This window comes from Haloactinopolyspora sp. (assembly GCF_027324685.1).
Classification (GTDB): Bacteria; Actinomycetota; Actinomycetes; order Jiangellales; family Jiangellaceae; genus Haloactinopolyspora.
Map to the genome: position 1 here is coordinate 1 of NZ_DAHVSH010000125.1, position 26308 is coordinate 26308.

The 26308-nt window shown below is 69.8% G+C and carries 25 protein-coding genes; 5 read left to right on the plus strand and 20 right to left on the minus strand.

All coding sequences use genetic code 11. From position 1 onward, the window contains the following. Both M6444_RS14225 and M6444_RS14230 read right to left on the minus strand, forming a co-directional pair. Positions 1–2210, minus strand: a 2210-nt coding sequence (locus M6444_RS14225) for a glycosyltransferase family 4 protein (protein ID WP_298328581.1), incomplete at its 3' end; no start/stop codon positions are given. Beyond that, a complete protein-coding gene (locus M6444_RS14230; protein WP_298328583.1) occupies positions 2207–3511 on the minus strand; it encodes a nucleotide sugar dehydrogenase in 1305 nt (434 codons plus the stop codon). The genes M6444_RS14225 and M6444_RS14230, both read right to left, overlap by 4 nt. A 118-nt stretch (positions 3512–3629) precedes the next feature. Between M6444_RS14230 and wecB the strand changes: the two genes are divergently transcribed. Next, the gene (wecB, locus tag M6444_RS14235; protein ID WP_298328585.1) at positions 3630–4685 is read left to right on the plus strand and encodes a UDP-N-acetylglucosamine 2-epimerase (non-hydrolyzing); all 1056 of its coding nucleotides are present in this window, start codon (positions 3630–3632) and stop codon (positions 4683–4685) included. 53 nt (positions 4686–4738) lie between these two features. Here wecB and M6444_RS14240 read toward each other — a convergent pair whose 3' ends face one another. From M6444_RS14240 to M6444_RS14260, 5 genes are all read right to left on the minus strand, one after another. Continuing rightward, positions 4739–5734: a Gfo/Idh/MocA family oxidoreductase gene (locus M6444_RS14240; protein WP_298328587.1), complete on the minus strand. Its 996-nt coding sequence runs from the start codon at positions 5732–5734 to the stop codon at positions 4739–4741. Beyond that, positions 5734–6825 carry a DegT/DnrJ/EryC1/StrS aminotransferase family protein gene (locus tag M6444_RS14245; protein WP_298328589.1) on the minus strand — a complete coding sequence of 364 codons (1092 nt, stop codon included), beginning with the start codon at positions 6823–6825 and terminating at the stop codon, positions 5734–5736. Before M6444_RS14245 ends, M6444_RS14240 begins: the two co-directional genes overlap by 1 nt. After that, positions 6822–7436 (minus strand): DapH/DapD/GlmU-related protein, encoded by a 615-nt coding sequence (locus M6444_RS14250; protein WP_363326376.1) that lies wholly within the window; start codon positions 7434–7436, stop codon positions 6822–6824. Before M6444_RS14250 ends, M6444_RS14245 begins: the two co-directional genes overlap by 4 nt. Before the next feature lie 147 nt (positions 7437–7583). Continuing rightward, complete coding sequence (locus tag M6444_RS14255; RefSeq protein ID WP_298328593.1) at positions 7584–8426, minus strand: sulfotransferase; 843 nt, start codon at positions 8424–8426, stop codon at positions 7584–7586. 36 nt (positions 8427–8462) lie between these two features. Next, the gene (locus M6444_RS14260; protein ID WP_298328594.1) at positions 8463–9683 is read right to left on the minus strand and encodes a glycosyltransferase; all 1221 of its coding nucleotides are present in this window, start codon (positions 9681–9683) and stop codon (positions 8463–8465) included. A gap of 84 nt (positions 9684–9767) precedes the next feature. Between M6444_RS14260 and M6444_RS14265 the strand changes: the two genes are divergently transcribed. Further along, positions 9768–11147 (plus strand): glycosyltransferase, encoded by a 1380-nt coding sequence (locus tag M6444_RS14265; RefSeq protein ID WP_298328596.1) that lies wholly within the window; start codon positions 9768–9770, stop codon positions 11145–11147. Continuing rightward, positions 11144–11683 (plus strand): hypothetical protein, encoded by a 540-nt coding sequence (locus M6444_RS14270; RefSeq protein ID WP_298328598.1) that lies wholly within the window; start codon positions 11144–11146, stop codon positions 11681–11683. The genes M6444_RS14265 and M6444_RS14270 overlap by 4 nt, the downstream gene beginning before the upstream one ends. A 4-nt stretch (positions 11684–11687) precedes the next feature. On the opposite strand, the gene M6444_RS14275 is transcribed toward M6444_RS14270, so the two are convergent. From M6444_RS14275 to galE, 8 genes are all read right to left on the minus strand, one after another. After that, positions 11688–12794 (minus strand): glycosyltransferase, encoded by a 1107-nt coding sequence (locus M6444_RS14275; protein ID WP_298328600.1) that lies wholly within the window; start codon positions 12792–12794, stop codon positions 11688–11690. A 4-nt stretch (positions 12795–12798) separates the two neighbouring features. Further along, entirely contained in the window at positions 12799–13560 is a 762-nt protein-coding gene (locus M6444_RS14280) for an ABC transporter ATP-binding protein (RefSeq protein ID WP_298328602.1), read from the minus strand. A gap of 34 nt (positions 13561–13594) precedes the next feature. Continuing rightward, positions 13595–14473, minus strand: a complete 879-nt coding sequence (locus tag M6444_RS14285; RefSeq protein WP_298328605.1) for an ABC transporter permease — start codon at positions 14471–14473, stop codon at positions 13595–13597. A 133-nt stretch (positions 14474–14606) separates the two neighbouring features. After that, positions 14607–15845: a glycosyltransferase gene (locus M6444_RS14290; protein ID WP_298328608.1), complete on the minus strand. Its 1239-nt coding sequence runs from the start codon at positions 15843–15845 to the stop codon at positions 14607–14609. Beyond that, positions 15842–16921 carry a glycosyltransferase family 2 protein gene (locus tag M6444_RS14295; RefSeq protein WP_298328611.1) on the minus strand — a complete coding sequence of 360 codons (1080 nt, stop codon included), beginning with the start codon at positions 16919–16921 and terminating at the stop codon, positions 15842–15844. The genes M6444_RS14290 and M6444_RS14295 overlap by 4 nt, the downstream gene beginning before the upstream one ends. 208 nt (positions 16922–17129) lie before the next feature. Then, entirely contained in the window at positions 17130–18719 is a 1590-nt protein-coding gene (locus tag M6444_RS14300) for an LCP family protein (protein ID WP_298328613.1), read from the minus strand. Between the two features lie 189 nt (positions 18720–18908). Further along, a complete protein-coding gene (locus M6444_RS14305; RefSeq protein WP_298328616.1) occupies positions 18909–19433 on the minus strand; it encodes an acyl-CoA thioesterase in 525 nt (174 codons plus the stop codon). Positions 19434–19488: 55 nt separating this feature from the next. Next, positions 19489–20442, minus strand: a complete 954-nt coding sequence (galE, locus tag M6444_RS14310; protein ID WP_298328619.1) for a UDP-glucose 4-epimerase GalE — start codon at positions 20440–20442, stop codon at positions 19489–19491. Between the two features lie 80 nt (positions 20443–20522). On the opposite strand from galE, the gene M6444_RS14315 reads away from it, so the two are divergent. Beyond that, positions 20523–21782 carry an LCP family protein gene (locus M6444_RS14315; RefSeq protein WP_298328622.1) on the plus strand — a complete coding sequence of 420 codons (1260 nt, stop codon included), beginning with the start codon at positions 20523–20525 and terminating at the stop codon, positions 21780–21782. Positions 21783–21806: 24 nt separating this feature from the next. Here the strand turns inward: M6444_RS14315 and M6444_RS14320 are convergent, their stop codons facing one another. The 3 genes from M6444_RS14320 to M6444_RS14330 form a co-directional block, all read right to left on the minus strand. Then, positions 21807–22427, minus strand: a complete 621-nt coding sequence (locus M6444_RS14320; RefSeq protein ID WP_298328625.1) for a hypothetical protein — start codon at positions 22425–22427, stop codon at positions 21807–21809. Between the two features lie 14 nt (positions 22428–22441). After that, positions 22442–22972 carry a SigE family RNA polymerase sigma factor gene (locus tag M6444_RS14325; protein WP_298328628.1) on the minus strand — a complete coding sequence of 177 codons (531 nt, stop codon included), beginning with the start codon at positions 22970–22972 and terminating at the stop codon, positions 22442–22444. A gap of 79 nt (positions 22973–23051) precedes the next feature. After that, positions 23052–24368 (minus strand): UDP-glucose/GDP-mannose dehydrogenase family protein, encoded by a 1317-nt coding sequence (locus tag M6444_RS14330; protein ID WP_298328631.1) that lies wholly within the window; start codon positions 24366–24368, stop codon positions 23052–23054. 134 nt (positions 24369–24502) lie between these two features. Between M6444_RS14330 and M6444_RS14335 the strand changes: the two genes are divergently transcribed. Further along, the gene (locus M6444_RS14335) at positions 24503–25681 is read left to right on the plus strand and encodes an acyl-CoA dehydrogenase family protein (RefSeq protein ID WP_298328634.1); all 1179 of its coding nucleotides are present in this window, start codon (positions 24503–24505) and stop codon (positions 25679–25681) included. A 25-nt stretch (positions 25682–25706) separates the two neighbouring features. On the opposite strand, the gene M6444_RS23020 is transcribed toward M6444_RS14335, so the two are convergent. Together M6444_RS23020 and M6444_RS14340 are read right to left on the minus strand one after the other, a co-directional pair. After that, positions 25707–25979: a hypothetical protein gene (locus M6444_RS23020; RefSeq protein WP_363326377.1), complete on the minus strand. Its 273-nt coding sequence runs from the start codon at positions 25977–25979 to the stop codon at positions 25707–25709. 7 nt (positions 25980–25986) lie between these two features. Continuing rightward, entirely contained in the window at positions 25987–26220 is a 234-nt protein-coding gene (locus tag M6444_RS14340) for a DUF4258 domain-containing protein (protein WP_298328637.1), read from the minus strand. Positions 26221–26308: the final 88 nt, after the last annotated feature.

Sequence of the window (26308 nt, forward strand, 5' to 3'; positions counted from 1 at the left end):
AGTTCCGGGTCGATGACGTCGGAGCCCTTGAGCCACGCGTTCGTGGGCGCGTGCACGACGATCGGCCGGCGACGTTCGAGCACCGGTGCCGTCGACGCCAACGCGTCCACGTCGACGGCGAACGGCAGCCAAGTGGCCGACGGTACGAAGTCCGGCAGGTCCGGCGAGGCGACCCACACCGGCCCGTCGAACTCAGCGACCTTGGCCAGAGTCTGGTCGACGTTGCGCTGCAGCCGCCGGGTCTCGGGCCGGTCGGCGTCGGCGAACACCGAGTAGGGGAACAGATCCCGGTGGCGCTTGGGATCGCGAGCCTCCGAACCGTGCAGGATCAGCCCGACCTGAACACCGGCCTCCCGCAGCATCGCCGCCTCGCCGAGGAAGCCCGTCCCGTTGATCAGCCCCGCGATCGGCCGTGCCGCCTCGACGAGCACGTGTGTGGACTCCGCCACCAGCCGGCGCGCCCGATCGACCTGCCACCCCGGGTCCGAACGGTACCGCTGCTCGGAGACCATCTCGTCGGCCGGGAACACGCGCTCCCCCACCATCAGCGCACTCGCGCCGGCACCCGGAATGTGGCGTTCGACCGCACGCGCCCAGTGATAGCCCTGTCCGGCCATGTTGGTCGGCCCGATCACCACCTGCGGCCCGGAAGCCGTTGGCGCCGTCCTGGGAGCGCTCGGCTGCGCCGCCTCAGGCGATTCAGCGCCGGGAAAGCCGAGCTCGGTGTACACCTGCCGCAACGTCACGGCCTGTCGTTCCCACGAGAACTGCGCCCGCAACTGCGGGTCGGCCACTGCGTCGCGGTAGGGCTTCGGGTCGGCGAGCACCCTGCGCAGCGTCGCCGCCAGGTCCGAGGCGTCACCGGAGGTGAAGGACTCGCCGATGCCGTGCTCGCGCACGAACGAGCCCAGTTGGCGCAGGTTCGTCACCACCAACGGCAGGCCGGCGTGGATGTACTCGAACAACTTGTTGGGCAGCGCCATCTCGTGGTTGGCGAAACCGCCGACCATCGGGTGGACGCCCACGTCGGCGGAGCGCAGGAACGCGACCACGCGGTCGGGGCCCACGGGATCGACAAAGTGCACGCGGCCGGACACCTCGAGCTCGACGGCGCGGCTGCGCAATTGGCGCGCGAACCACGTGTCGCGGTGCGGCACACACACGACGGCCAGATGAACACCGGGGAGTTCGCGTAACGCCTCGATCGCCAGGTGCACCCCGCGCACCTGGGTGAGCCCGCCAGAGTACACCGCCAGTGGCACGTCCGGGGCCAGCCCGGCTGCGCTGCGCACCGACTCGCCTCCGGCATCGGCATCGTGCCGCGCCGGGGCGTTGAGCACGACGCTCGGCTGGGCAGGCAGCGCGTAGCGCTCGGCGATGGCCTCGGCCAGCGCGGGCCCGACGGTGATGACGCGGTCGGCGTCGCGAATGTACTCCGCCTCCAGATCCGCCCATCCGGCCAGGTAGCGCGGGGTCCGACTGCCGTAGGCGGCCAGTCCCGCGACGTACTCGTGCGCGTCGTAGACCACGCGCACGTCGCGCCCGTCGTTGCGGGCCCGGCGGGCCGCCCGGACGGCAACGCCCAGCACATGCATGTCGTGCGCGTGGATCACGTCGGGCTGCAGGGCGTCGAGAACCGGCGCGAAGGCGATGTTGTAGTCGTCGATGTCCGGGTGGATGCGGCGCCAGCTGGCCAGCCAGGTCACCCGGCCGATACGGCGGTCGAAGGCGTTCCACAGCCGGTCGCGTAGCCGGTAGGCCCGGCGCCCGAGCGCGTAGCGCAGCCTGATCCCGGCGCCGATGGCCCGCCAGCGCAGCCACCGCACCCGGCGCCAAGCCGCCCCCGCGGCGCCGCCCCGCCCGGCGTCGTCGGCGATCTCGGCCCGCCGTTCCCGGACCCGGGCCTGCCGCGCGAGGCGAACCCGGTCGTCGGGATAGCCCAGCCACGGCAGCGTGAAACGCCGCCGCGCCTGCCGGCGCCGGGCGTGCTCGTCGCGCAGCCGGAACGCGACCGGCACCCGCACCACGAACGCTGCGCCCAGCACGCCCGAGCGTGGCGCCCGGTCCGAACGCACACCGAGCACCACCACGTCCAGCCCGGCGTCGGCCAACGCGAGCGCTTCCTTGGTGACCCTGGAATCGGCGACGACGTCGTTGGCGACCATCATCACCACGCGGCGACGCGGGCCGGCGCCCGGCGATCCGGTCACGACGACGCCGTCGGCCGGCCGATCACCACGCGGGTCACGTCGGCCCACCGGCCGGGGTCGGTGACGTCCCGCCCGTCGACGAGCACTTTCGCGCCGGGCAGGTCTCCTGCCGAGATCTCGGCGTATTCGGGGTGGTCGGCCTGCACGACGGCCACGTCGGCGGGTTCGCCGAGGTGATAGGGCTCGAAGCCGAATTCGCGCAGTTCGTCGTCGGAGTACAGCGGGTCGTGCACGAGCACCTCGGCACCGGCTGCTCGCAGCGCGGCCACGGTCGGGAAGACACCGGAGAACGCGGTCTCTTTGACCTTGCCGCGATACGCCGCGCCCAGCACGACGACGCGGGCCCCGGCCAGAGACCCGTACGCCGCCTCGACCAGCCCGACGGTGTAGGCCGGCATGGCGGCGTTCGCCTCGCGAGCGGCCCGAACCACGCTGGCGTCGGGGTCGGTCCACAGATACAGCCGCGGATACACCGGGATGCAGTGCCCGCCGACGGCGATCCCCGGCCGGTGGATGTGACTGTACGGCTGCGAGTTCGACGCCTCGATGACCTGGTGGACGTCGATGCCGTGGGCGGCGGCGAACCGGGCGAACTGGTTGGCCAGCCCGATGTTGACGTCGCGGTAGGTGGTCTCGGCCAGCTTCGCCATCTCGGCGGCCTCGGCGCTGCCCAGATCCCAGACGCCGTTGCCGCGCTCGAGGTCCGGACGCTGGTCGAATTCGAGCACCGCCTCGTAGAACTCGCGGGCTCGGGCGGCACCTGCGGGCGACAGCGCTCCGATCAGCTTGGGATAGCGCCGCAGGTCGGCGAAGACCCGCCCGGTGAGCACACGTTCGGGCGAGAAGGCGAGGTGGAAGTCTTCACCCTCGGTGAGCCCGGAGATCTCCTCGATCAGCGGCTTCCACCGAGTGCGAGTGGTGCCGACCGGCAGTGTCGTCTCATAGGAGATCAACGTCCCCGGGGTGAGATGTTCGGCCAGCGAGCGGGTGGCGGTGTCCATCCAGGTGAAGTCCGGCTGCCAGGTGTCGTCGTCGACGAACAGCGGCACCACGATCACGACGCCGTCCGCACCCGGGATGGCCTCGGCGTAGTCGGTGGTCGCCCGCAGCCGCCCGGCCCGCACGGCCGCGCCGAGCTTCGTCGCCAGGTCCGCCTCGCCGGGAAACGGCTCGGCACCGGCATTGACCAGGTCGACGACGCGGCGGTCGATGTCGACGCCCACGACGTCGTGACCACGATCAGCGAACTGCACGGCCAGGGGCAGCCCGATCTTGCCGAGGGCGACGACGGCTACTCTCACGGTGACCTCAAACTCAACAGACGTCGGGGGCGCAAACCGACGTATAGGCTACCGGCGGCGGTCCGCGCCACTGACCCCGCCGGACATCCGATCCCCGCACGTCAAGGACGGCTCATTCATGAAGGTGCTCAGCATCGTCGGTGCACGGCCGCAGTTCGTCAAGCTCGCTCCGATCGCCGAGGCGTTCACGGCCACGTCGCACAGTCACGTCATCGTCCACACCGGCCAGCACTATGACGCGAAGATGTCCGACGTGTTCTTCGCCGACCTGCGGATCCCGGCGCCTGACGTGCACCTCGGCATCGGCTCGGGCAGCCACGGCGTCCAGACCGGCTCCATGCTCGCCGCGTTGGACGGCGTGCTCGACGAGCACCGCCCGGATTGGGTGCTCGTCTACGGCGACACCAACTCCACCCTGGCCGGCGCGCTGGCCGCGGTGAAGCTGCACCTGCCGCTGGCCCACCTGGAAGCGGGCCTTCGCTCGTTCAACCGCGCCATGCCCGAGGAGCACAACCGGGTGCTGACCGATCACGCCGCCGATCTGCTGCTCACGCCGACCCAGCTCGGCATGGACAACCTGGCTCGCGAAGGCCTCGCCGAGCGCGCCGTGCGCGTCGGCGACGTCATGACCGACGTGTGCTTCCGGGTCCGCGACGCCGTCCGGAACGAACCGCCCGCGCTGCCTGACGGCGTGCGCGCCGGCGACTACATCGTCTCGACGGTCCACCGGGCGGAGAACACGGACGACCCGGACCGGCTGCGGGCGATCATCGAGGCTCTCGCCGGCCTCGACCGTCCGGTCGTGCTGCTCGCGCATCCGCGGCTGGTCGCTCGCTGCCACGAGTTCGGTATCAAGCTCGAGCGCCCGGACAGCTCCCTGCACACCGCCGAGCCGTTGCCGTATCCAGGCATGGTCGCGGCGGTACTGCACTCGGCCGGGGTCGTGACGGACTCCGGCGGGCTGCAGAAGGAGGCGTACCTGCTCGGCCGGCCGTGTACGACGGTGCGCACCGAGACCGAGTGGGTCGAGACGCTCGAGGGCGGCTGGAACGTGCTCGCCGAACCGGACGGGCTCGCCGCCGCCGTGCGCCGCCCGGCCCCCACGCACCCACAAGGCGCGCCATACGGCGACGGTCAGGCCGCTACGCACGTGGTCGACGTCCTGACCCGCTGACGGGCGGACACGCCGGCACTCCAAGCCGGCTGAGCCGGCCCGGCCCGGCCGGCTCAGTCGGCGGCGATGTCGACCGTGCGGCCTTCGGCCGCCGAACGCAGGACGGCATCGGCCACGACGACGGTGGCGAAGCCTTGCTGCATGGTCACTATCTCGCTGCTCTTGCCGAGTACCGCGTCACGCAGCGCTTCGTGCTCGGTGCGCAGCGGCTCCGGCTTGGTGATGGCGTAGGTGATGACGTCGCCCTCGCTCACACCGCGGAACTGGGCGACATCGTCCCAGACGGTGGGCACCGAACCGTTGGCGTAGAAGGTCAGGTCGGCGTGCAACGTGTCGGCGACGAACGTGCCCCGCTCACCGGTCACGATCGTCACCCGCTCTTTCATCGGTGACAGCCAGTTGACCAGGTGGCTGGTCACCACGCCGTTGGCCAGCTGGCCGGTGACGGCGACCAGGTCCTCGTGCTCGCGCCCGCTCTTGTGGACCGTGCGCGCCGACACGCTGGCATACGACGAGTCGAGCACCCAGGCGGTGAGGTCGATGTCGTGCGTGGCGAGGTCCTTGACGACCCCGACGTCGGCGATGCGCGCCGGGAACGGGCCCTGGCGTCGCGTGATGATCTGATAGACGTCGCCGAGCTCGCCGTTGGCCAGGCGCGCCCGCAGATTCTGCAGCGCCGGGTTGTACCGCTCGATGTGGCCGACAGCACCCACCAGTTGCGCGGAGGCGAAGGCCTCGGCCAGCTTGCTGGCGCCGTAGGTGTCCTGGGCCAGAGGCTTCTCCACCAACGTGTGGATGCCGGCGGCCGCCAGCGCCAGCCCCTGGTCCTCGTGGAAGGCCGTGGGGGTGGCGATCACGCAGTAGTCCAACCCGGCCGCGATCAACGCGTCGATGTCGGGCAGCACCTCGAGGTCGCCCGCCGCCCCGTGCACGTCACCGTACGGATCGGCGACGGCGACGAGGTCGACGCCGTCAAGGGCGCGCAACACCCGGGCGTGATGCCGGCCCATCATGCCCAGCCCGATGAGACCGGCTCGCAGGTTCGCCATCACGCACCGGCCTTGGCGACGGTGTTGACCGCGGTGACCACGCGTTCGAGGTCGGCCGAGCTCAGCGACGGATGTACCGGCAGCGAGACGACCTCGGCCGCTGCCCGCTCGGTCTGCGGCAGGTCGACGGTCCGCGCGTACGAGGGCAGCCGGTGTACCGGCGTCGGGTAGTAGACCCCGCAGCCGACGCCGTGCTCGTCGCGCAAGGCAGCGACGAAGGCGTCGCGCTCGGCCGGAACACGGATCGTGTACTGGTGGTACACGTGGGTGGCGTCGGCCGCCACGGGCGGTATGCCCACGCCGGCCAGCTCGGCGTCGTAATAGGCGGCATTGGCCTGCCGCTGCTTGGTCCAGCCGGCCAGCTTCGTCAGCTGTACCCGGCCGATGGCCGCGTGCAGGTCGGTCATCCGGTTGTTCACCCCGACCAGCTCGTTCTGGTATTGGGTGGCCATCCCCTGGTTCCGCAGCAGCCGCAGCCGGCGTTCGATGCCGTCGTCGCCGGTGCTCACCATTCCGCCCTCGCCGGCGGTCATGTTCTTCGTCGGATAGAGGCTGAACATCGCGATGTCGCCGAACGTGCCCACCGGCGCGCCGTGCCAGGTGGCACCGTGAGCTTGCGCGGCGTCCTCGAAGATCCGCAGGCTGTGGCGTTCCGCCAGGGCAGCGAGGGCATCCATGTCGGCCGGGTGACCGTAGAGATGGACCGGGACGATGCCGGTGGTCGCCGCGGTGACGGCGGCCTCGACGGCCTCGGGGTCCAGACAGAAGTGGTCGGGCTCGATGTCGGCGAACACCGGGGTGGCGCCAGTCAGCGCGACCGCGTTCGCCGTGGCCGCGAACGTGAACGACGGCACGATCACCTCGTCGCCAGGGCCGACGCCGGCCGCGAGCAACCCCAGGTGCAGGCCCGACGTGCCGGAGTTCACCGCCACGCAGCGACGTCCGCCGACCACCGCGTCGGCGAACTCCTGCTCGAACGCCGCCACTTCGGGACCCTGAGCAAGCATGCCGCTGCGCAGGACCCGGTCGACGGCGGCGCGCTCCTCGTCACCGATGATCGGCCGGGCGGCCGGGATCGGAGGCCGTCTCATGTGTCCTCCCCGGGTTGCGGCACCCGGCGTAGTCGTCCGGCGTCGTCTTCGACGTAATGCTCGTCCGTCCGCGGGCAGCGCCACCGGCCGGCGCCGGCCTCCTGCAACGGCACGCCGGCCCGGCCGACCCACTTCACCCGGCGGGCGGGGTTGCCCACCACGAGGGCATAGTCGTCGACGTCACGCACCACCACCGCCCCCGCGGCCACCATCGCCCACCGGCCCACCGTCACCGGCGCCACGCACACCGCACGCGCGCCGATCGAACACCCTTCGCGCAACGTGACTCCCACGGCATCCCAGTCCGCCGCACTCTTCACGCTGCCGTCAGGGTTGACCGCCCGCGGGAACGTGTCGTTGGTGAGCACCGCCCCCGGACCCACGAACACGCCGTCCTCCAGCTTGGCCGGTTCGTAGACCAGCGCGTAGTTCTGGATCTTGCAGTTGTCGCCCAGCACCACCCCGGTGCCGATGTAGGCGCCCCGCCCGATCACGCAGTCGCGGCCCAGCATCGCGTCGCCTCGCACCTGGGCCAGGTGCCAGACCGTCGAACCCGGGCCGATCTTCGCGCCCGGATCAACGTCGGCACTGGCCATGACGCGGACATTCACGTGCAACGCCTCCCCGACTACGTGGTCAGACCGCGAGCGGCGCGGTCGGCAACCGGCACAGCCTAGCGGTCATCGTCACGCGGGCGCCGCTGCGACGCAGACCCGTTAGGTGATCGTTGTCCGAACCGCGGGCCGTCGCCCGGCCGGTCAGGTCTTCGTCGACTCGTTCTTCCAGTGCCGCGACGACGAATGCCGGGTACCGAACACCTGCTCCACACGGTCGGCGTCGTAGGGCTCGCCCAGCCACTCGAACAGCCCCTGCACCACGGAGCGGTCCTTGACGTAGTCGTCGTAGTGGACGTGGTAGCCGCGATCGCCCCGGCGCCCGACGGTGTCCTTGAGCCGCTCTTCGATCTTCACCAGGTCTTCGCCGGCCTTCGGATTCTTCCGGTACCAGCTGCTCTGGGTCACGTCCTCGTGGTTCCGGGTGTTCAGGATGTACCGGCAGCCGGGGAAGACCTGGTCGATGAAGTCGAGGTACTCCACCGGCTGGGCCATCCACCAGCGGATCTCCTTGAACCCGGACACCCGGGTGTCCGGTTCGGGACGCAGGAGACTGTCGATGACCAGCTGGCGCATCCTGGCCAGGGCGACGTCCTGGGGGTATTCGTCGATGCCGAACCACGGGTGAGTACCGGCCATCGGCTCGGGCGTCGCGTTCGCCGCGGCGGACGTGGTGACCTTGGTCTGGTACTGGAACAGGTCGTACAGAACCCCGGCGTTCTCACCGCGCAGGCAGTACCCGGGAATCGAGTTCAGCAGCCCCATCAGCAACGTCGAACCGGACCGGCCATAGGTCACGACGAAGATGAAGCCCAGATCCTCGCGGAGCGGTCCCGGCTCGTGCGCGGCCAACCGCAGCGCATCACGCTCGTGCGTGGCCCGGTCGAGCTGCCCGCGCAGCTGCTCGTTGTCCTGTTGCAGCTCGTCGACGCGGCTACGCAGGCTGGCGTTCTCGTCAAGGAGCTGTCGACGTCGCTGTCCGAACATAGCGAGGCAGTATAGGCACGCACGTCAGCGCCCACGTCAGCGCCGGGACCGCGGCGCCGGTGCGCCAGGTGATGCGGCCGTGGACAAGAACCCGTTCAACGCTGCCGCGGACGCCCGTCCGTCGTGCACCGCGCGCACGAAGGCCGGTCCGGCCGCCGCGTGGGCACGGGCCCGGTCGCGGTCGTCGAGGAGGCTCTCGACCACGCGAGCGAACGTGGCGGTGTCGGCTTCCACGATCGGCACCTCGACGCCGGTGCTGCGGCGCACATGGGTACGCACGTGCACACCGACATAGGACACGACCGTCCGGCCGGCCGCCATCGCCTCACAGGCCGCGACGCCGTACAACCCCATCCGCAACTGGTCGACCACGATGTCGGCCTCGGCGAGCACCGCCGGCATCTCGGCGGATGCGATGCCGGAGACCCGGCGGTAGTCCACGACGCCACGTTCGGCCAGCCGCGTGAGCTCGGCGTCGACGACGTCGCTGCCCTTGAGCCACGGATTCGACGGGACGTGCACGACCACCGGCCGGGCACGAGTCAGCACCGGGTTTTCACTTCGCCACCGCTGCGGGTCCACGACAACCGGCAACCACACCGCCCGCGGCGCGTCGAGCAGCAGGTCGGGCGTGGAGACGAACACGGTGCCGTCGAACTGGTCGATGATCGTCGCGAACCGCTCAGCCTGGCGTTGGAGTTTCGCGGTGAGCTCGCCGCCGGCCCGGAACGGCGAGTCGGGCTCTCGCTCGGCGTGCCGGCTGGGCACCCGCACGTCGGAGCCGTGCGCCACGAGTGCGGCGGCCAGGCCGTTGCGGCGTAACACCGCCAGGTCACCGCGGCAGTCGTCGCCGTGGCGTGGGCCGAACACCGGCCGCGAGGCCTCCACCAGGACGTGGGTGAACGAACCGAGCACGTACCGTTCCTGGCTGCGTTGCCAGTACGGGTGCCGGTACATCCGCTTCGGCACGTGATAATCGGCCGGAAAGCCGAATCCGCCACCCTCGACGGCCATGGCCACGGCAGCGAGATCACCGAGCTGAGCCTCGCCGGCCCGGGCCCACGCCCAGCCTTGGCCGGCGAAATTCGCCGGAGCGATCAGCAGGCGCCGCGACGCCGCAGGCACCGGCGGGAACACCGGCTCAGGACGCAGCCGGCGCACCGGCGCCGACACCCGGATCGCGGCCCGCCGCAGCGCCCGCAACGAGGGTTTCGCCGACTCCGGAATCGCCTTCGACACGCCTTGGCGCCACCCCACGGCCGCGGCCCTCCCCTCCATCGGTCGTCGACGTCGATGCCCGACGGCACGGCGCCGCAACGATGGCCTAGCCTACGAACACCGATGAACCAGCACACCGAACGCCTCGCCGGGGGCGCCACACCCGGGGCAGGGCACACCGGCCGTCCGCACCTGCTCTACGTGGCCTGGGGGTTCCCGCCATGCCGCAGCGGCGGGGTCTATCGGGCGCTGGCCACCGCCAACCGCTTCGCCGCGCGCGGCTGGCGCGTCACGGTCATCACCGCGCAACGTGAGACGTTCATCCGCTACACCGGCGCCGACACCTCGCTGGAGCAACGCATCGACCCCTCCATCCGGGTCGTCCGGTTGCCGTTCTCGTGGCCGGTGCTGGAGCCGGACCTGCGCCGCTGGTCCCGGTTGCGGATCCAGCGACCGGGGTTGTGGGCCAAGGCGCGTGCCCGGCGCGATCAGGTCCCGTTCCCGGAGATCGGCTACGGCCCATGGCGCCGTCCGCTCGAGGCCGCGGCCGAGCGCATCCACCGGGACGATCCGGTCGACCTGGTCCTGAGCACGGCGAACCCGCACGTGGCGTTCACCGCCGGCTACCGGCTGCATCGACGCCACGGCGTGCCGTACGTCATGGACTACCGCGACGCCTGGCTGCTCGACGTGTTCAGCGGCGAGCGCCTGCACAGGCCCAACAGCCGAGCGGCACGGTGGGAACGCCGGCTGATCGAGTCCGCGCACGAGGTGTGGTTCGTCAACGACCCCATCCGGGACTGGCATCGCCGGCTCTATGCGCGCCACGCCGACCGGATGCACACCGTCGCCAACGGCTTCGACCCCGAGTTCACCGACGCCTACCTGCCGCGTGAGCGTCCCAGCGCCGAGCCGTTGACGTTCGGCTACATCGGCACGGTGACGACCAAGGTGCCGCTGGCGCCGTTCGTGGCGGGCTGGCGCACGGCGCACGAGCGTGACCCTCGGGTGCGTACCGCAACAGCTGCCATCCACGGCTATCTGGGCTTCTATGCCACGCCCCGCCCGGACCTGCTGAAGCTGGTCGAAGAAGCAGCGGACACCGGTGTGTCCTACGAGGGCCCGGCCGGTAAGTCCGACATCGGCGCCGTCTACGACTCGTTCGACGTCTTGCTGCTGATCTTGGGCGCCGGGGCGTACGTCACCAGCGGCAAGGTCTTCGAGTACATCGCCACCGGGTTGCCCATCGTGTCGGTGCACGATCCCGGCAACGCCACGTCGCAGGTTCTGCAGGGCTATCCGCTGTGGTTCCCGGCAGCGAGCCTGGAACCCGGCGACATCGCCGACGCGCTCAGTCGTGCCGCGGCCGCAGCGGTCAGTGCCGGCGGCGAGGTGCGTGACCAAGCGCGCCGGTTCGCCGCGACGTACAGCCGGCCCGGCCAGCTCGACCCGCGGATCGACGCGCTCGCTGCCGCGGTCGACCGGCTCGGGGTCGCGTCGTGAACGTGTTGCTGCTCGTCACCGGACGAGCGCTACCGGTCTCCGTCGTCGACGACGCCCGGCGCGAACTGGCCGATGATTCCCTGGTCGTCGATGTCGTCACCTGGCTGCCGCCGGTGGAGGCGCTCGACGAGGCTGTCGGCACGTGCGTGGTCATCGGTCCGGTCCGCGCCGTGCCCACCAGCGGTGGCACGTCGCCGCCCGTCAGTCGGACCGCGCCCGGCCCGAGCACGCCGACGGCGCAAGCCGCCCCCGCCCGATCACCGTGGGTGCGCACGTTGCGCCGGCCGTTCGGCCGGGCTCGCCGACGCATCGGCCGGACCGTTCGGCGGCTGGTCGTCGGTGGGGTGTCCCGGCAGTTCTGGACGCGGATCCGGCGCGACGGCGAGGCTTCGGCCGTGGCGGCACGTGCCGACGTGATCGTGGCCATGGACACCGGTGCGATACGCGCCGGGTGGCACTTGGCCCGGCGGCATCCGGCCGCAGTCGTCACGCTCGGACTCGCCGCGGCCGCGCGCGAGGTGGAACAGCGCGGCTGAGGTGTCAGTTCGTCCGATCGCTGTCCCCGTGGACCAAGGCCACGATCTCAGCTGCGAGCTCGTCATAGGGGCTCGGCCCGTTGTGCTGGTTCCGGGCCCACTCCAAGGCCGCGCCGCGCAGGGGGTCGAGGCCACTCGGGTCGGCCGACCAGCGGCGCAACAGCGCGGCCACGTCGTCCACCGAGTCGACGACGACTCCAGCGCCGGACTCCTCGATCAGCTTGGCCTGTTTGGGCAGTCGCGTCGACACCGCGGGCATCCCGCTGGCGATGTACTCGGACAACTTCGTCGGCATCGCTTCGAGGAAAGCCGGCGTGATGTGCAGGAGGACGAAACCCACCCAGGAGCCGGCCGCCAGCTGCCAAGCCCGCTCCGGCGGCTGGCGCCCGTGCAGCCGGACCCGGCCGTCGACGTCCGGGCGACTCAATCGCGCCCGCAGGGCCGCCACGTCGGGACCGGCCACCGGGCCGATGAGGTCGAGCGACCAGTCCGGCGCCGCGGCGATCGCCTCGACCATGTCGAACAGGCCGCGACTGGTGCGCAGGTCGCCGACGTACACCGCCCGCGGCTCCCGGTCGCGCGGCACTCCGACCGTCAACAGGTCGACATCCGGCTTGTTCTCCACGACCACCCGTCGCCGTGCCGTGGTCGGCGGGATGTGCTGGTCGGCCACCGACGTCAGGTCGGCACCCGCGGCGAGCCTGGTGCTCAACTGGGCGACGAGGTTGGCACCGGCACCGAGCGGTCCTTTCGCCCATTCGCGGTCGTCGAGCAGGCGGGTGTAGTCCTCGTGTACGTCCACCACGACCTTGCGCCGGCGCAGCACGCAGGCGAGGCGGGCCATCGGGACGAGGTCGGGGTCGACGGTCATGACGACCCGCGCACGGCTGCGCCAGGGCAGCGTCAGCGCGCGGGCCAGTCGAGCGAACAGACCGCGGCGAGGCACCGTGAACGCTCGCGCTCTGGCCGGTGCACCGGCGGGATCCCCGAGGCCGAACAGCTCGACTGCGAGCCCGGAGCGCGCCAACGCCGCGACGATCTTGTGCAGACGGGCATCGGCGACGTCATGGGCAGTCGAGATGATCGCGACGTCGGCCCTCGGGCTGTGCACGGCGCTACAGGTCCTCCAGACTGAAGGCGTCCTCGCCGACCTTGAGGAACTTGTTGTAGGCGACCACGACCTCGCGTGGCTCACCCTTCATCATCAGACGTCCCTTGTGCAGCCACACCACGGTGTCGCAGAGGTCCTGGACACTCTTGAGCGCATGGCTGACGAGGAACATCGTGCGTGCGGTGGTGACCAGTTCCTTCATCTTGGCCGCCGCCTTCTGCTTGAACGTCGCGTCGCCGGCTGAGAGCGCTTCGTCGATCAGCAGGATGTCCGGATCCATGTGCACGGCCACCGAGAACGCCAGCCGCCCGTGCATACCCGAGGAGTACGTGCGCATCGGCAGGTCGATGAACTCACCCAGGTCGGCGAAGCCGGCGATCTCTTCGTAGCGGTGTTCGATCTCCTTGCGGCTCAGCCCGGCGGCCAGGCCGCCCAGGACGATGTTCTCGCGGCCGGACAGTTGCGGGTTGAAGCCCACGCCGAGAGCCAGCAGGGTGCTGACGCGCCCGTTGACCTGGATCCGGCCCTCGGTGGGCGGCAGGATGCCCGCGATCATCCGCATCAGCGTGGACTTGCCGGCCCCGTTCGCGCCGATGACACCGACTGCGGACCCGTGTGGAACCTCGAACGACACGTTCTGGATCGCTTCGACCTGTTTGACCGCACGCTCGCCACGGCCCAGCCGCACGAGAGCCGACTTGAACGTCGGCACGCGCTCGAAGGTCGTGCGGTAAGTCAACGAGACATTCTCGACCTGAACTGCCATTTCCGCAGGGTCGGTGGTGGTCACGCTGCTCACCTCAGAGACGGACGACAAACTCGCGCTCCCTCGACATGAAGAAAATAGCTCCGATCACGAGAACGGGTATGGCCCACGCCGCGGCACCGATCCACATGCCCAGCGGCGGAACCTCGCCGCGGACAAGCGTCTCTCCCCATCCTCCCAGGATGGAGAACAGCGGGTTGGCATACATGATTTCGCCGACATCGCCGAACTTGCTCTCCAGCCGGCCGATCCCCACCTCCGGGAACCAGAGCACCGGCGACATGTACAGCCAGATCCGCACCATGTACGGCAGGAAGCTGGCCGCGTCGCGGAAGTACACCTGGATCGTGGCGAAGATCATCCCCATGCCCGCGCCGAACAAGGTCAGCATGAGCAGGAAGTACGGCGCCAGCAGCATCGCCCAGTGCAGCCGCTGCCCGAAGGTGAAGTGGAGCACGAAGTACACCAGGAGCGTCGGCAGGAAGCGGAAGAACGCCGTGCGCAGCGCCGCCAGCGGCAACAGCAGCCGCGGGAAGGACATGTTCAGCAGCAGCTTGCCGCCACCGACGACGCTGGAGGCTCCGGTCTGCAGCGCACCGGAGAAGTAGAAGAACGCGAACAGCCCGCCGACCAGGTGGACGAAGAAGTCCGGACCCGCATTGCCGCCGCGCAGGATGAACACCAGCGTGAAGTACACACACGCCAGCAGCAGCGGGTTCAGCACCAGCCAGATCTGGCCGAACACCGTGTTGGTGTTGGCCGCGCGCATCGACGCCCGCGACATCTCCGCGGCGAACTGGCGACGCTCCCACAAGGCCCGGAAGTACGGGCGGAGCCGGGGTAGGCCCTTCCGGTGCGGCTCGTAGACGTGCACCGACGAGGTGAAGTCCTCGTCGAGGCGAGTGGCGTTCATGGACGGAATGCCTTTCTGGCGCTGCTGTGTTCGACGCACGGCAGGTGCGCTGGTCGCCTGGTGAGTCTGGTCAAGGGTAGACGACCCGCCGACGACGTCTCGCACCAGCGCGGCGCTGCTTGCTTGTGCCCCCTCACCGTGACTCCAGGCCGGCGTAGACCTCGGTGAGGACCTGCGCGTCGCGCTCCCAGGACAGCGCGGGACGCGCCTTGTGGACGGCGGAGACGTGCTCGCCGTACTCCCGAACAACTGAGCGTACCGCGTCGGCCAGGGAGTTCGGATCTCCCGGCCGGTACAGCCGGCCGAGCCCGTGTCGGAGCACGACCCGGTGCAGCTCCGGGAGGTTGGCCGCCACCACGGGTACCCCGGCCCGCACGGCGTGGAAGAGCTTGTTGGGCAAGGCCAGCCGGTGGTTGTCGCAGGTGTCGGTCAACGTGACGATGGCGATGCCCAGTTCCTGGTACAACTCGTCGACGCTGTTCAGCGACATCGGCGGGACGATCTCCACCCCGGTGTGGTCGAAGCGGTACGCGGGATCGCCAGGTCCGGCCAGCACGGTCCGCAGCGGTCGTAGGCTCGCCGCGGCGCCGACGACGGCTTCGAGATCGCGGCCCGGGCCGATCCGCCCGGCGTAGGCCACCCCAGCCGGGCTGGGCGACAACGGCGGCGGTACGCGGCCGGCGAGCGGGAAAGTGTTACGCACCACGGTGACCTCGGACACGCCCCGGCGGCGCAACCGGTCGGCGATACCGTCGCTCACCGTGAGCACGGCCTGCGCCCGGGCGGCCAGTTGTGCTTCCTTCCGGCGCCCGCGCCACGACCGCAGCGGGGTGGGCCGTCCGGGCAGGCCGCGATCGAACCACAGTTCATGGCTGTCGTACACCAGCTGCGCCGACCATCGCTCGGCCAGCTCGGCGCTGAGGGCCAAGGTGTTGTAGTCGTGGGCGTGCACGACGTCGAACGGGCCGCTGCCGGCCAGCGCTTGGCCGGCTTCGGTACGCCAGGTGCGTTCGGTCCGCTCACGATGCTCCGGCAGCAGGAACCACCGGGCGCCGCGCAGCGCGCGTCCCTTCAACCCGCCTGCGGCGAAGGACGGGACGGATGGGGGCGCGGCCGGACCTGAGTTCGCCGCCCGCGGTGCATCGGTGCGCGGCGAGGCTGCCGTCGCCGACGCCGCAACGGCGCTTCGCGGCTTCATGCCGCGCGAGCGGGCCACCGAGCCCACGGTCACCCCGCCTCCAGGGTCGAAGTCGTCGGGCACGTCACGCCCGAACACGTGGACGTCGTGCCCGGCTTTTCGCAGTGCGGCAGCCTCGCGCAGGACGCGCGAGTCGCCGGCCACGGGCGACTGCACCAGCATGAGAACTTTCACCGCGGCGCATGCTCCAGCGCTTCGGGAGATCGGGCGCCCTGCCGCGGACGCACACCGATGATGAACCCCGTGCCCCACGTCAGGTGCATGGTCGCCAGCACCCCCGGGAGCCAGGCTCGGGCTCGCGGCGGCAGTCCGCGCCCGCCGCTCAACCCGGCAACCAGCACGCCTGCGGCATAGCCGGCCGGGGCCAGCCATCCGATCGCCAGCCAGCCTGGGGCCCCTACGGCGGCGGCCAATCCCGCTAGTGTCCCCCCGGCGACACCTGCGGTGACCACCGGTGCGGCCAGGTAGCGCGGGCTCGCGGTCTCCGGGTAACGCCGGACCACCTCGCGACGCCATTGCCCGGTCTTGAGGAACTGGCGGGCCAGGGACCGTAGGTCCGGACGCGGCCGGTAGCGCACCGACAACTCCGGTGTGAACCACACGGTCTCGCCCGCAGCCCGGATGCGGTGATTGAGCTCCCAGTCCTGGGCGCGCTGAAAGTGCTCGTCGAAGCCCCCGAGCTTGTCCAGCACCTCGCGCCGGAAGACGCCGAGGTAGACGGTATCGGCGGGCCCGGCCTCCCCACCGATGTGAAAGCGCCCGCCGCCCAGGCCGAATCGGGAGGTGTAGGCGCGCGCGACGGCCTGTTCGAAGTCGGTCTGCCCTTCGGCGTGCATGATGCCGCCGACGTTGGCCGCGCCAGTCTGTTCCAGGACCTGTACGGCGGTTCGGATGTAGCCCTCGCACAGCACGCCGTGGCCGTCGACGCGGACGATGATGTTGTGCCGCGCCGCCGCGAGTGCGGCGTTGAGGCCGGCCGGGGTGCGCCCGGCGGGGTTGTCGACCAGCCGGACCCGGGGATCTTCGGCCGCCAGACCGCGCGCGATCTCGTTGGTGCGGTCTCTGGACGGGCCGAGTGCGAGGACGAGCTCAGTCTCGCCGGGATAGTCCTGAGCCATGACTCCGGCGACGGATTCGGCCAGGTGTCGCTCTTCGTCGAGCACCGGCATGATGATCGAGACCGCCGGCCAAACGCGTCCCCCGGGGACGTCGGCGCGGTGGGTCTCAGGTTGATCGGCGGCGGCGTTCATGTCGGCGAGCACCTTACCCGGTACCCCGGACCTGCGTCCGCTTCACCCACACACTCCCCTCCCGCGTGCGTTCGAATGATCATGTTCACTTGGTAATTCCCTGCCACACCACCCATGCACGCCTCGTGATGCAACAGAAAACCTCGTGGCGCACCCCCACCGCGACACGTACCCAGACACCGGCCGCCCGGACGGCCCCGACGAACCCCTACTCGTAGGAGCACGCGGAGGACACTTCCACCGGCTCCGAGGCGTTCGGCGCATCGCCGTCCTCGCCCGCCTCGTCGTCCGCCGGAGCCTCGCCGACACTGTCGTCGTCGCCATCGTCCGCAGCCGGATCGCCCTCGCCGCTGGCATCGTCCTCGGCGTCGCCGCCCGAACCATCGCCGCCCGAACCATCTGCGGCGCCCGAACCATCTGCGGCGCCCGAGTCGTCCGCCGGCTGCGCGGCGGAAGCCACATCGATGTCGCCGTTGAGCAGATCCGACGTCCGCTCCGCGATGAGGTCGAAGTCGGGATCAGCCGGCGCGATGAGCGGCGGCACGAACTGCAGCGCCGTGATCTCCGCGTCCTTCGCCTTCAGCGCCAGGTCGACCAGGTTCGACAGGTCCTCGCGCGGAATGTCGGTGGTGATCATCGATTTCGACGCTTCGGCCAAGTCGAGGAAATTGGCCAGGAGTGTCGGCGGGTCGGCCTCGCGCATCAACGCACCGATGACGCAGCGCTGCCGGGCCATCCGGTCGTAGTCCGACGACCCCTCACGAGACCGCGCGTACCAGAGTGCGTGATAGCCGTCGAGCTCTTGCAGGCCCGGCTCGAGCACGCGGCCCTTGTCACCGATCGGCAACTCCTCGTTGACGCGGAGCGTCACGCCGCCGATGGCGTCGATGATGTCGCGGAATCCGTCGAGGTCGACGGCGACGTAGTAGTGGACGGGGATGCCGAGGGTGCCTTCGACGGCTTGCTTGACGGCGGTGGGGCCGGGCCCGGACGCCCCATCGAACAGCTCCGGGTGCTCCTCCCCGTAGGTCCACGTGGCGTTGAGCAGGTAGTCCGAGCGGTCGCCGTCACCGTCGAACCCGCGCGGAAACTCGTCGTCAGCCGGCGAGCCGGGTGGGAAACGTGCCTTCTCGAGATTGCGGGGCAAGCTGATCATCGACGGCTCGCCGGTGCGAACGTCCACCGACACGAGGTTGATGCTGTCCGGACGCACCCCCACGCGTCCGTCGCCGGCATCGACACCGAGCAGCAGGATGTTCAGTCGTCCGTCGCTGGCGGCGGCGACCTCGCCGGACGGGAACATCTCGACCACCGCGTCGTGTGCGGCCGTCGCATACCGAGCAGCCACGACGAACGGCGTGGACACCAGGCCCGCGAGTGCGATGGTGGCGCCCACCATGATCAGGCGATGCTTCTGGTTGAGGCCGGGTGGGTGCCCGAGGCGCCAGGCGTCGACGATGAGCGCGGCCCAGGCGATGGCCATCCCGAAGGCGATGATCTTGAACCCGGTCAGCAGCCAGGGCTTGACCGCCAGCCCGGCGAGGTCCTGCATCGGCACCAGCCATGCGATGAGCGCGGCCAGCGTCACCAGTCCACCGGCCACGGCCAACGCGATCTTGCCGGTCTTGCGGTGCCCGGCGATGAACTGCGCACTTCCGGGCGCGACGACCGACAACCCGACGAGCGTCAACGAACGCCGGAACCGCCGCGCCTCGGCGCGCTCGGCCCGCAACGCCGCCGTCGTTCGACGCTGGGTCGCAGCGCGCCGGGGACCGGACGGCCGTGCCGGAGTTCCCATTCATATCCCCCAGGACATGTCGAACACGAACGCCCCCGTAGCGCTCGCCACGTCAGTATCACCGCCACGCCACTCGATCACTGTGGAGGCACGCCGACAACGCCCGCCTCGTCCGTCACTTCTGTCACACCGATCCCCGTAAGAATGCGCGAATCGGTACATATCGGGACGACTGCGCGCCGCGCGAAGCTAGCTTTCGCCCCCTGCGGCCGCCGAATCCTGGCGTCGCGAAGCCAGGATCGCCTCGCGGCGGGCCAGGCGGTGAGTACGGCGGATCTTCGCCTCGGCGAAGCGGCGCCGGTCCTCCTCGGTCTCCGGCAGGACCGGAGGGACCAGGCGCGGCGCACCGTCCTCGTCGAGCGCGACGAAGACGAGGTAGGCGGTGGCCACCGCCGCGGCCGGGCGGACCTCGTTCCACGGCTCGGCCACCACGCGTACGCCGACCTCCATCGACGTCCGTCCGGTCCAGTTCACCCGGCCACTGGCGTGCACCAGGTCACCGACGTGGACCGGCTCGAGAAACGTCATCTCGTCCATCGTCGCCGTGACGGCCGGACCACCGGAATGCCGCTGCGCGACCGCACCCGCGACGTCGTCGATCAGCTTCATGATCACACCGCCGTGCACGGTGCCCAGCAGGTTGGTGTCCAACGCGGTCATGATGCGCGACAGGCTCGTCTGCGCAGCCGAGGTGGGCCGCCCCTCCAGCGTCATTCGGTCCTACTCCTTCGCTCGATGCCGGATCAGGCCAGGCGCGCGCAACGGCCGGTCACCTTGCCTGCCACGCCGACTCGATCATGTCGGTGACGGACTTCGTCGCCTTCCACGACAACAGTCGGCTCGCCGTGCCCACGTCGGCCACGACCACGGGCGAATCGCCGGGCCGACGGGCCTCGACCACCGGCTCCAGGCCCGAACCGGTGATCGCCAGCGCCTGCGTGATGATCTGGCGGACCGAGACCCCTTCGCCGGTCCCGATGTTGAGCACCTGACCAGAGGCGAGCTCGTCGTGCGCCAGGGCATGGGCGGCGTGAACGTGCGCGTCGGCGACGTCGGCGACGTGGACGTAGTCGCGCACACACGTGCCGTCGGCGGTGGGATAGTCCGCGCCGAAGATTCTTGGCGGGGTGCCGCGGCGGATCGCGCTGAGCACGAGCGGAACGAGGTTGGTGGCGTGCTGGTCGGCCAGGGCGGGTTCGCCGGCCCCGGCGACGTTGAAATAGCGCAGCGACAGGGTACGCATGCCGGCGACGTCACCGACCGCGCGCACCAGCCACTCACCCGCGAGTTTGGTCTGCCCATACGGCGTGGTGGGCGCACACGAGTCGTCCTCACGCACCGGGGCGGCGGCGGCATGCCCGTAGACCGCCGCGCTGGAGGAGAACACGAACGACCCCACCCCGGCCTCGGCACATTCGTCCAGCAGGATCCGCACCGCTTCGACGTTCTCACGGAAGTACCGTGAGGGCTCCCGTAGCGACTCGGCGACCTGCTTTTTCGCAGCGACGTGCACCACGCCGTCGATGTCGTGATCGTTCAGGACGCGGCGGATGCCGGCTGCGTCGAACAGGCTCATGCGTTCGAACGCGACACCGTCCGGGATGCGCTCGGCCAGTCCGGTGGACAGATCGTCGACGACGACGACATCGTCCCCCGCCGCCGTCAGAGCACGGACGACATGCGCGCCGATGTAACCGGCCCCGCCGGTGACGAGCCAACTCATCGCGCCAGCCTAGAGGACCACACAGCACACCGGTGTGCGTCATCGGCCACACCGGGTGGTACCCGGGTATGGTCGTCTCGATGACGAGACCAGACGGTGGCTCCGATGCCCCTGTCCCACCTCAAGGCGAGGCGGGACAGAACGACGTGTCGCACGTCAAGCGCACCACCTACCGTTCCGGCCACGTGCCAGGGGTGTCGTACCGGGGCGGGCGGCCACACAGCCCCGAAGACGATGACGACACGCCGATCCCGCAGCAGGCGCCCGCACCGGGCGGCACCAGCGTGCTGCCGCCCGCCCAAGAACCGGCCGCCGCGGCGCCGCCTCCGACGTCGCCGCCCCGCCGCAGCCGCCAGCGCGACGACGATCCGCCGCCTCGCCCCAAGAAGCGCCGTTCCGGCATCGGCCGCTTCTTCCGGTGGCTGCTCATACTCCTGCTGATCATCGCCGTCGTGATCGCCGCCTTGCTGTGGTACGTGTGGGGCCGCATCGACAAGGTCGACGCCATTCCGGACGATCACGGCGACGCCCGGTCCGACGGCCGCGTGTTCCTGATCGTCGGGTCCGACAGCCGTGAAGACCTCACCGAGGAAGAACGGTCCGAACTCGGCACCGGCCAAACATCGGGCCAGCGCACCGACACCATCATGTTGCTGCACGTTCCTGGCGGCGGCGACCGCCCGGCCCTGATCAGCGTGCCGCGTGACTCGATCGTCGACATCCCGGGCGAGGGCCAGAACCGCATCAACGCGTCGTTCGCCTTCGGCGGCGCTCCACTGCTGGTGGAGACGATCGAAGCGAACACCGGGGTGGCCATCGACGACTACGTCCAGATCGGCTTCGGCGGCTTCGCCCACATCGTCGACGCCCTCGGCGGCGTGGAGATGTGCCTCGACGAGGCCGTCCAGGACGAGAAGGCGCACATCGATCTCCCGGAGGGCTGCCAGGAACTCGCCGGCTCCGACGCGCTGGGCTACGCCCGCGCCCGCTACTTCGACCCGCGCTCGGACCTCGGGCGCGTGGAGCGTCAGCGCGAGCTCATCTCCGCGATCTCGGACAAGGCGCTGTCGGCGGGCACGCTGCTCAACCCGCTCGAGCTCACCCGCACCGCGCTGGCCGGCGGTGACGCGCTCGTCCTGGACGAGGACACCGGCCCGCTCGACATGTTCAGTTTCGTGCGTGGCATCGGCGCCGTGTCCGGTGACGGCGGTGACACCCTCACCGTCCCGCTGGGCGAGGTGGGCAACACCGTCACGTGGGACAGCGAGCAGGCGGAGCTGTTGTGGACAGCGCTGCGCGACGGTACCGAAGTCCCGCCGGAGCTGCTCGAGCAGGACTGACGCCGTCGTCGTGGATGCGCGGGTTCAGTCCTTCTCGACCGCGAGGTTGGGGGTCAGGAAGGTCCACTCCTCGTGGTCCTGTTCGCTCGGCTCGTAGTCGTCCGGTACGAGCCGAACTTGCACACCCTCCGCTGTCATCTGCATTCCATCTCCCGAGATGCCGCCACATCCGAGGTACCAGGTCCAGTCGTCTTCGGGCCGTGCGTTCAGCTTGTCCGTCGGCACCGTCATCAACAGACACGCGTAGCCGTCGGCCGACACACCGGTCCAGTACCGCTCAGTGTCGTGTTCAGCGAGGAAGCGCACGGATTCGGGGACCAGCTGCGTATCGGCGAAGACGGGGTCTTCTGTCACGTCAACCGGAAGCCGGTCCTCGGCCTCCCGCGGGGTGTTCAAGATCGCCAGCATGTCCCGCGGGTCGGCGGGAGCCGCGGCGGCCGGGCGCGGTGGCTCGGATGCGTCGTTCGTATCGGCAGGCCACACCACCGACCCGACGACGACGGCTGCGGCCGCGGCGAAACCCGAGGCTGCCCACGCGCGCCGTCGACGCACTGCTTTCGCCCGCACGCGTTGCAACGACGTGTCCAGATCGAACGGGGTGGGCGGGACGGTCTGCTTCTCTGCTTCGCGCAACAACTCAGGCACACCAGGCACGATGATCAACTCTCTTCGGCGTGGCTCGGTTCCGGACCGACGGTCTCGTGAACATCGAGCTGTCTTCGCAGGTGGGCGGTAGCGTCGTGGCACTGCCGCTTGACCGTGCCGGGCGCGATACCGAGAATCTCGGCCACCTCGGCAACCGGGCGGTCCTCGACGAACCGCAAGACCACCACGGCCCGCTGCTTCACCGTCAGCCCGCTCAGCGCATGCGCAAGATCAACTCGATCAACGGCTTCGTGAGCACGATCACCAACCGGCTCATCCGGCAGGTCGTCGGTCACGCGTTCCCGACGCCACCAGGATCGCCGAGTCTCGCTGATCGCCAGCCGCGACAACACCGTCCGGGCGTACGCACCCGGATTGGATACGTCGTGGATCCGTGGCCACTTGCGGTACATCCGCTCGAACGTGGCTTGCACCAGGTCGTCGGCCCGGGCCCAGTCACCGCATACGGCGTAGCCGAACCGCCGGAGCCCGGCCAGTTCCGCCGCGGCCAACGCTGCGAACGATTCGTCGAGCTCCGCGCGCATGCCCATGTCCGTCCGTCGGGGTCACTTCAGAATGCTGACGCCCCGACACGGCCGCCCGGTTGTGTCCGGTGTCGACTTTCTACGGGCGGCCGAGCCCCCGGTAGGTCCAGCCGGCGGCGCGCCATGCGTCGGCGTCGAGGCAGTTGCGGCCGTCGACGACGACCGGTCGCTCGACGACACCGCGCAGTTCGACCGGGTCGATCACGCGGAACTCCTGCCACTCGGTGAGGTGCAGGACGACGTCGGCACCACGGCAGGCGTCGACGGCGGACTCGGCGTACTCCAGAGTCGGGTAGATCCGCTCGGCGTTGGCCATGGCGCGCGGGTCGTACACCGCGACGTGAGCTCCCTCGAGGTGCAGTTGTCCGGCCACGGCCAGCGCGGGCGAGTCGCGTACGTCGTCGGAGTTCGGCTTGAACGCCGCGCCGAGGACGGCGACCCGGCGCTCGGCGATCGATCCGCCGACGACCTCGCGGGCCAGTTCGGCGACCCGTTCGCGGCGGCGCAGGTTGATCGCGTCGACCTCACCGAGGAAGGTCAGTGCGTGAGCCGCGCCGAGTTCGCCGGCGCTGGCCATGAACGACCTGATGTCCTTGGGCAGACAGCCGCCGCCGAATCCGAGTCCGGCGTTGAGGAACTTGCGCCCGATGCGGGCGTCGTGGCCGATGGCGTCGGCGAGCTTCGTGACGTCGGCGCCGGTGATCTCGGCGATCTCGGCGATGGCGTTGATGAACGAGATCTTGGTGGCCAGGAATGCGTTGGCCGCGGATTTCACCAGCTCCGCCGTGGCCAGATCAGCGACGACGACGGGGGTGCCGTCGGCGATGGTCGCCGCGTACACCTCGCGCAGTCGCTGCTCGGCCGCCTCGGAGGTGACGCCGAAGACCAGCCGGTCCGGATGCAGGGTGTCCTCGACCGCGAAACCTTCACGCAGGAACTCCGGGTTCCAGGCCAGTTCGGCGTCGGAGCCGGCCGGCGCCAGCTTGACCAGCCGCTCGGCCAGCCGCTCGGCCGTGCCGACCGGAACGGTCGACTTGCCCACGACGAGGCACGCGCGGGCGAGGTGCGGCGCAAGAGCGTCGACGGCGGCGTCGACGTAGGACATGTCGGCAGCCAGTCCGTCGTGGCGCTGCGGCGTGCCGACGCAGATGAAGTGCACGTCAGCATCAGCTGCGGCCTCGATGTCGGTGGTGAACCGGACCTTGCCACTCGCGAGGTGCTTGCTCAGCAACTCGTCCAGGCCGGGCTCGTAGATCGGCGCCTCTCCACGGCTCAACGCGGCGACCTTCTGGTCGTCGACGTCGACTCCGACGACGCTGTAACCCAATTCGGCCATGCCAACGGCATGGACCGCACCGAGATAGCCGGTGCCGATGACAGAGATGCGCAGGGGCACGACGTGTTCCTTTACCCATGAGACCGGTGTATCGACGACCAGATGAGCGTACAAGGGAAGTTTTCTGTCGGGCACGCACCGTGGGCGCCTGCTGCGGTTGCCCGCCACGCACTACTCACGAGTAGCATCGGGCCATGCATGCCGAGAACGCCGACTTCGACCTGTACCGGCTGTCTGAGGATCACGAGGCGATCCGCGCCGCCGTCCGAGAGATCTGCACCGACAAGGTCGCACCTCATGCGGGTGAGGTCGACGAGCAGAGCCGGTTCCCGCAGGAGTCCTACGACGCCCTGCGGGCGGCGGACTTCCACGCACCGCACATCCCCGAGCAGTACGACGGGCCTGGGGCGGACGCACTGGCCACCTGCATCGTCATCGAGGAAGTCGCCCGCGCCTGCGCGTCGACGTCGCTGATCCCAGCGGTCAACAAGCTCGGCACCATGCCGTTGTTGCTCGCCGCCTCCGACGACGTCAAGGCTCGCTATCTGCCGCCGGTCGCGGCCGGTGAGGCGATGTTTTCCTACGGGTTGTCCGAACGCGAGGCCGGCTCCGACACCGCGTCGATGACGACTCGCGCCACCCGCGACGGCGACGACTGGGTGCTGAACGGGCAGAAGTCGTGGATCACCAACGCCGGGGTCTCGAAGTTCTACACGGTGATGGCTGTCACCGACCCGGAAGCCGGTTCTCGCGGCATCACCGCGTTCGTGGTCGAGGACGGCGACGACGGCTTCACCTACGGCGCGCCGGAGAAGAAGCTCGGCATCAAAGGCTCCCCCACCCGGGAACTGCTTTTCGAAAACTGCCGGATCCCCGGCGACCGCGTGGTCGGCGAGCCCGGCCAGGGCTTGAAGATCGCGCTGCGCACGCTCGACCACACCCGCGTCACCATCGGCGCGCAGGCCGTCGGCATCGCCGCAGGCGCGCTGGCTGCGGCGACGTCGTACGTGCAAGACCGCCAGCAATTCGGCCGGCCGGTGGCGGACTTCCAGGGCGTGCAGTTCATGCTCGCCGACATGGCCATGAAGGTCGAAACCGCCCGCCAGATGGTCTACCGCGCGGCCGCGGCCAGCGAGCGCGACGAGGCGAACCTCTCGTTCCTCGGCGCCGCCGCGAAGTGCTACGCCTCCGACGTCGCCATGGAGGTCACGACCGACGCCGTCCAACTGTTCGGCGGGTACGGTTACACGCGCGACTATCCCGTCGAGCGCATGATGCGCGATGCCAAGATCACCCAGATCTACGAGGGCACCAACCAGATCCAGCGCCTCGTCATGGCCAGGCAGCTGCTCAAGGGCAACGTGAGCTTCTGACCGGGCATGTCGCGGGTTCCCAGGCTTACGAGTTCCCCCCAGTCACCTTGGACCCGAACTTGCGCTGAGCGGCCTGGCGGGAAGTTCCGAGCACGGCACCAATGGCTGTCCACGAGTCCCCAGCAGCACGCGCATCCGTGATGGCCTTCTCCAGTGCACGCTCAGCATCTTCAAGGTTGGCGAGCGCCTGGCCGATCTCCCGAAGGTGTCGGGCATCCTTGGCGGGCGTCGTCGCCGGGTCCAGGGTGTCCAGCCACCCCTCAACGTCAGACTTGTGCTGCGTCCTGGCCATCGTCATCACCCCTTCACAGGTAATCGTAGAATTTCGGGCGCATCCGGTCAGCGTGAATCACCCGCTGAGGCTGGTCAGTGGGCACGACGACCACCTCCAACAGGCGCCCTGTCCGATCGGCACCCAGAATCAACAACCGCAGCTCGCCCTTGTACTCCTGCTCGACGTAGCGGAACGGGTTTCGTATGGCATGCAGCATGTCATCGTCATCGATGCCGTGCTTTCGAGCGCTGTCCGCGATCTCCACCGGCGTCATCATAATATTGACAACTCGGCATCAGTGTCAACATTTTGTTGACAGTCCAGCGGCCGACGCAGCCCTCGGTCAGCGCGTG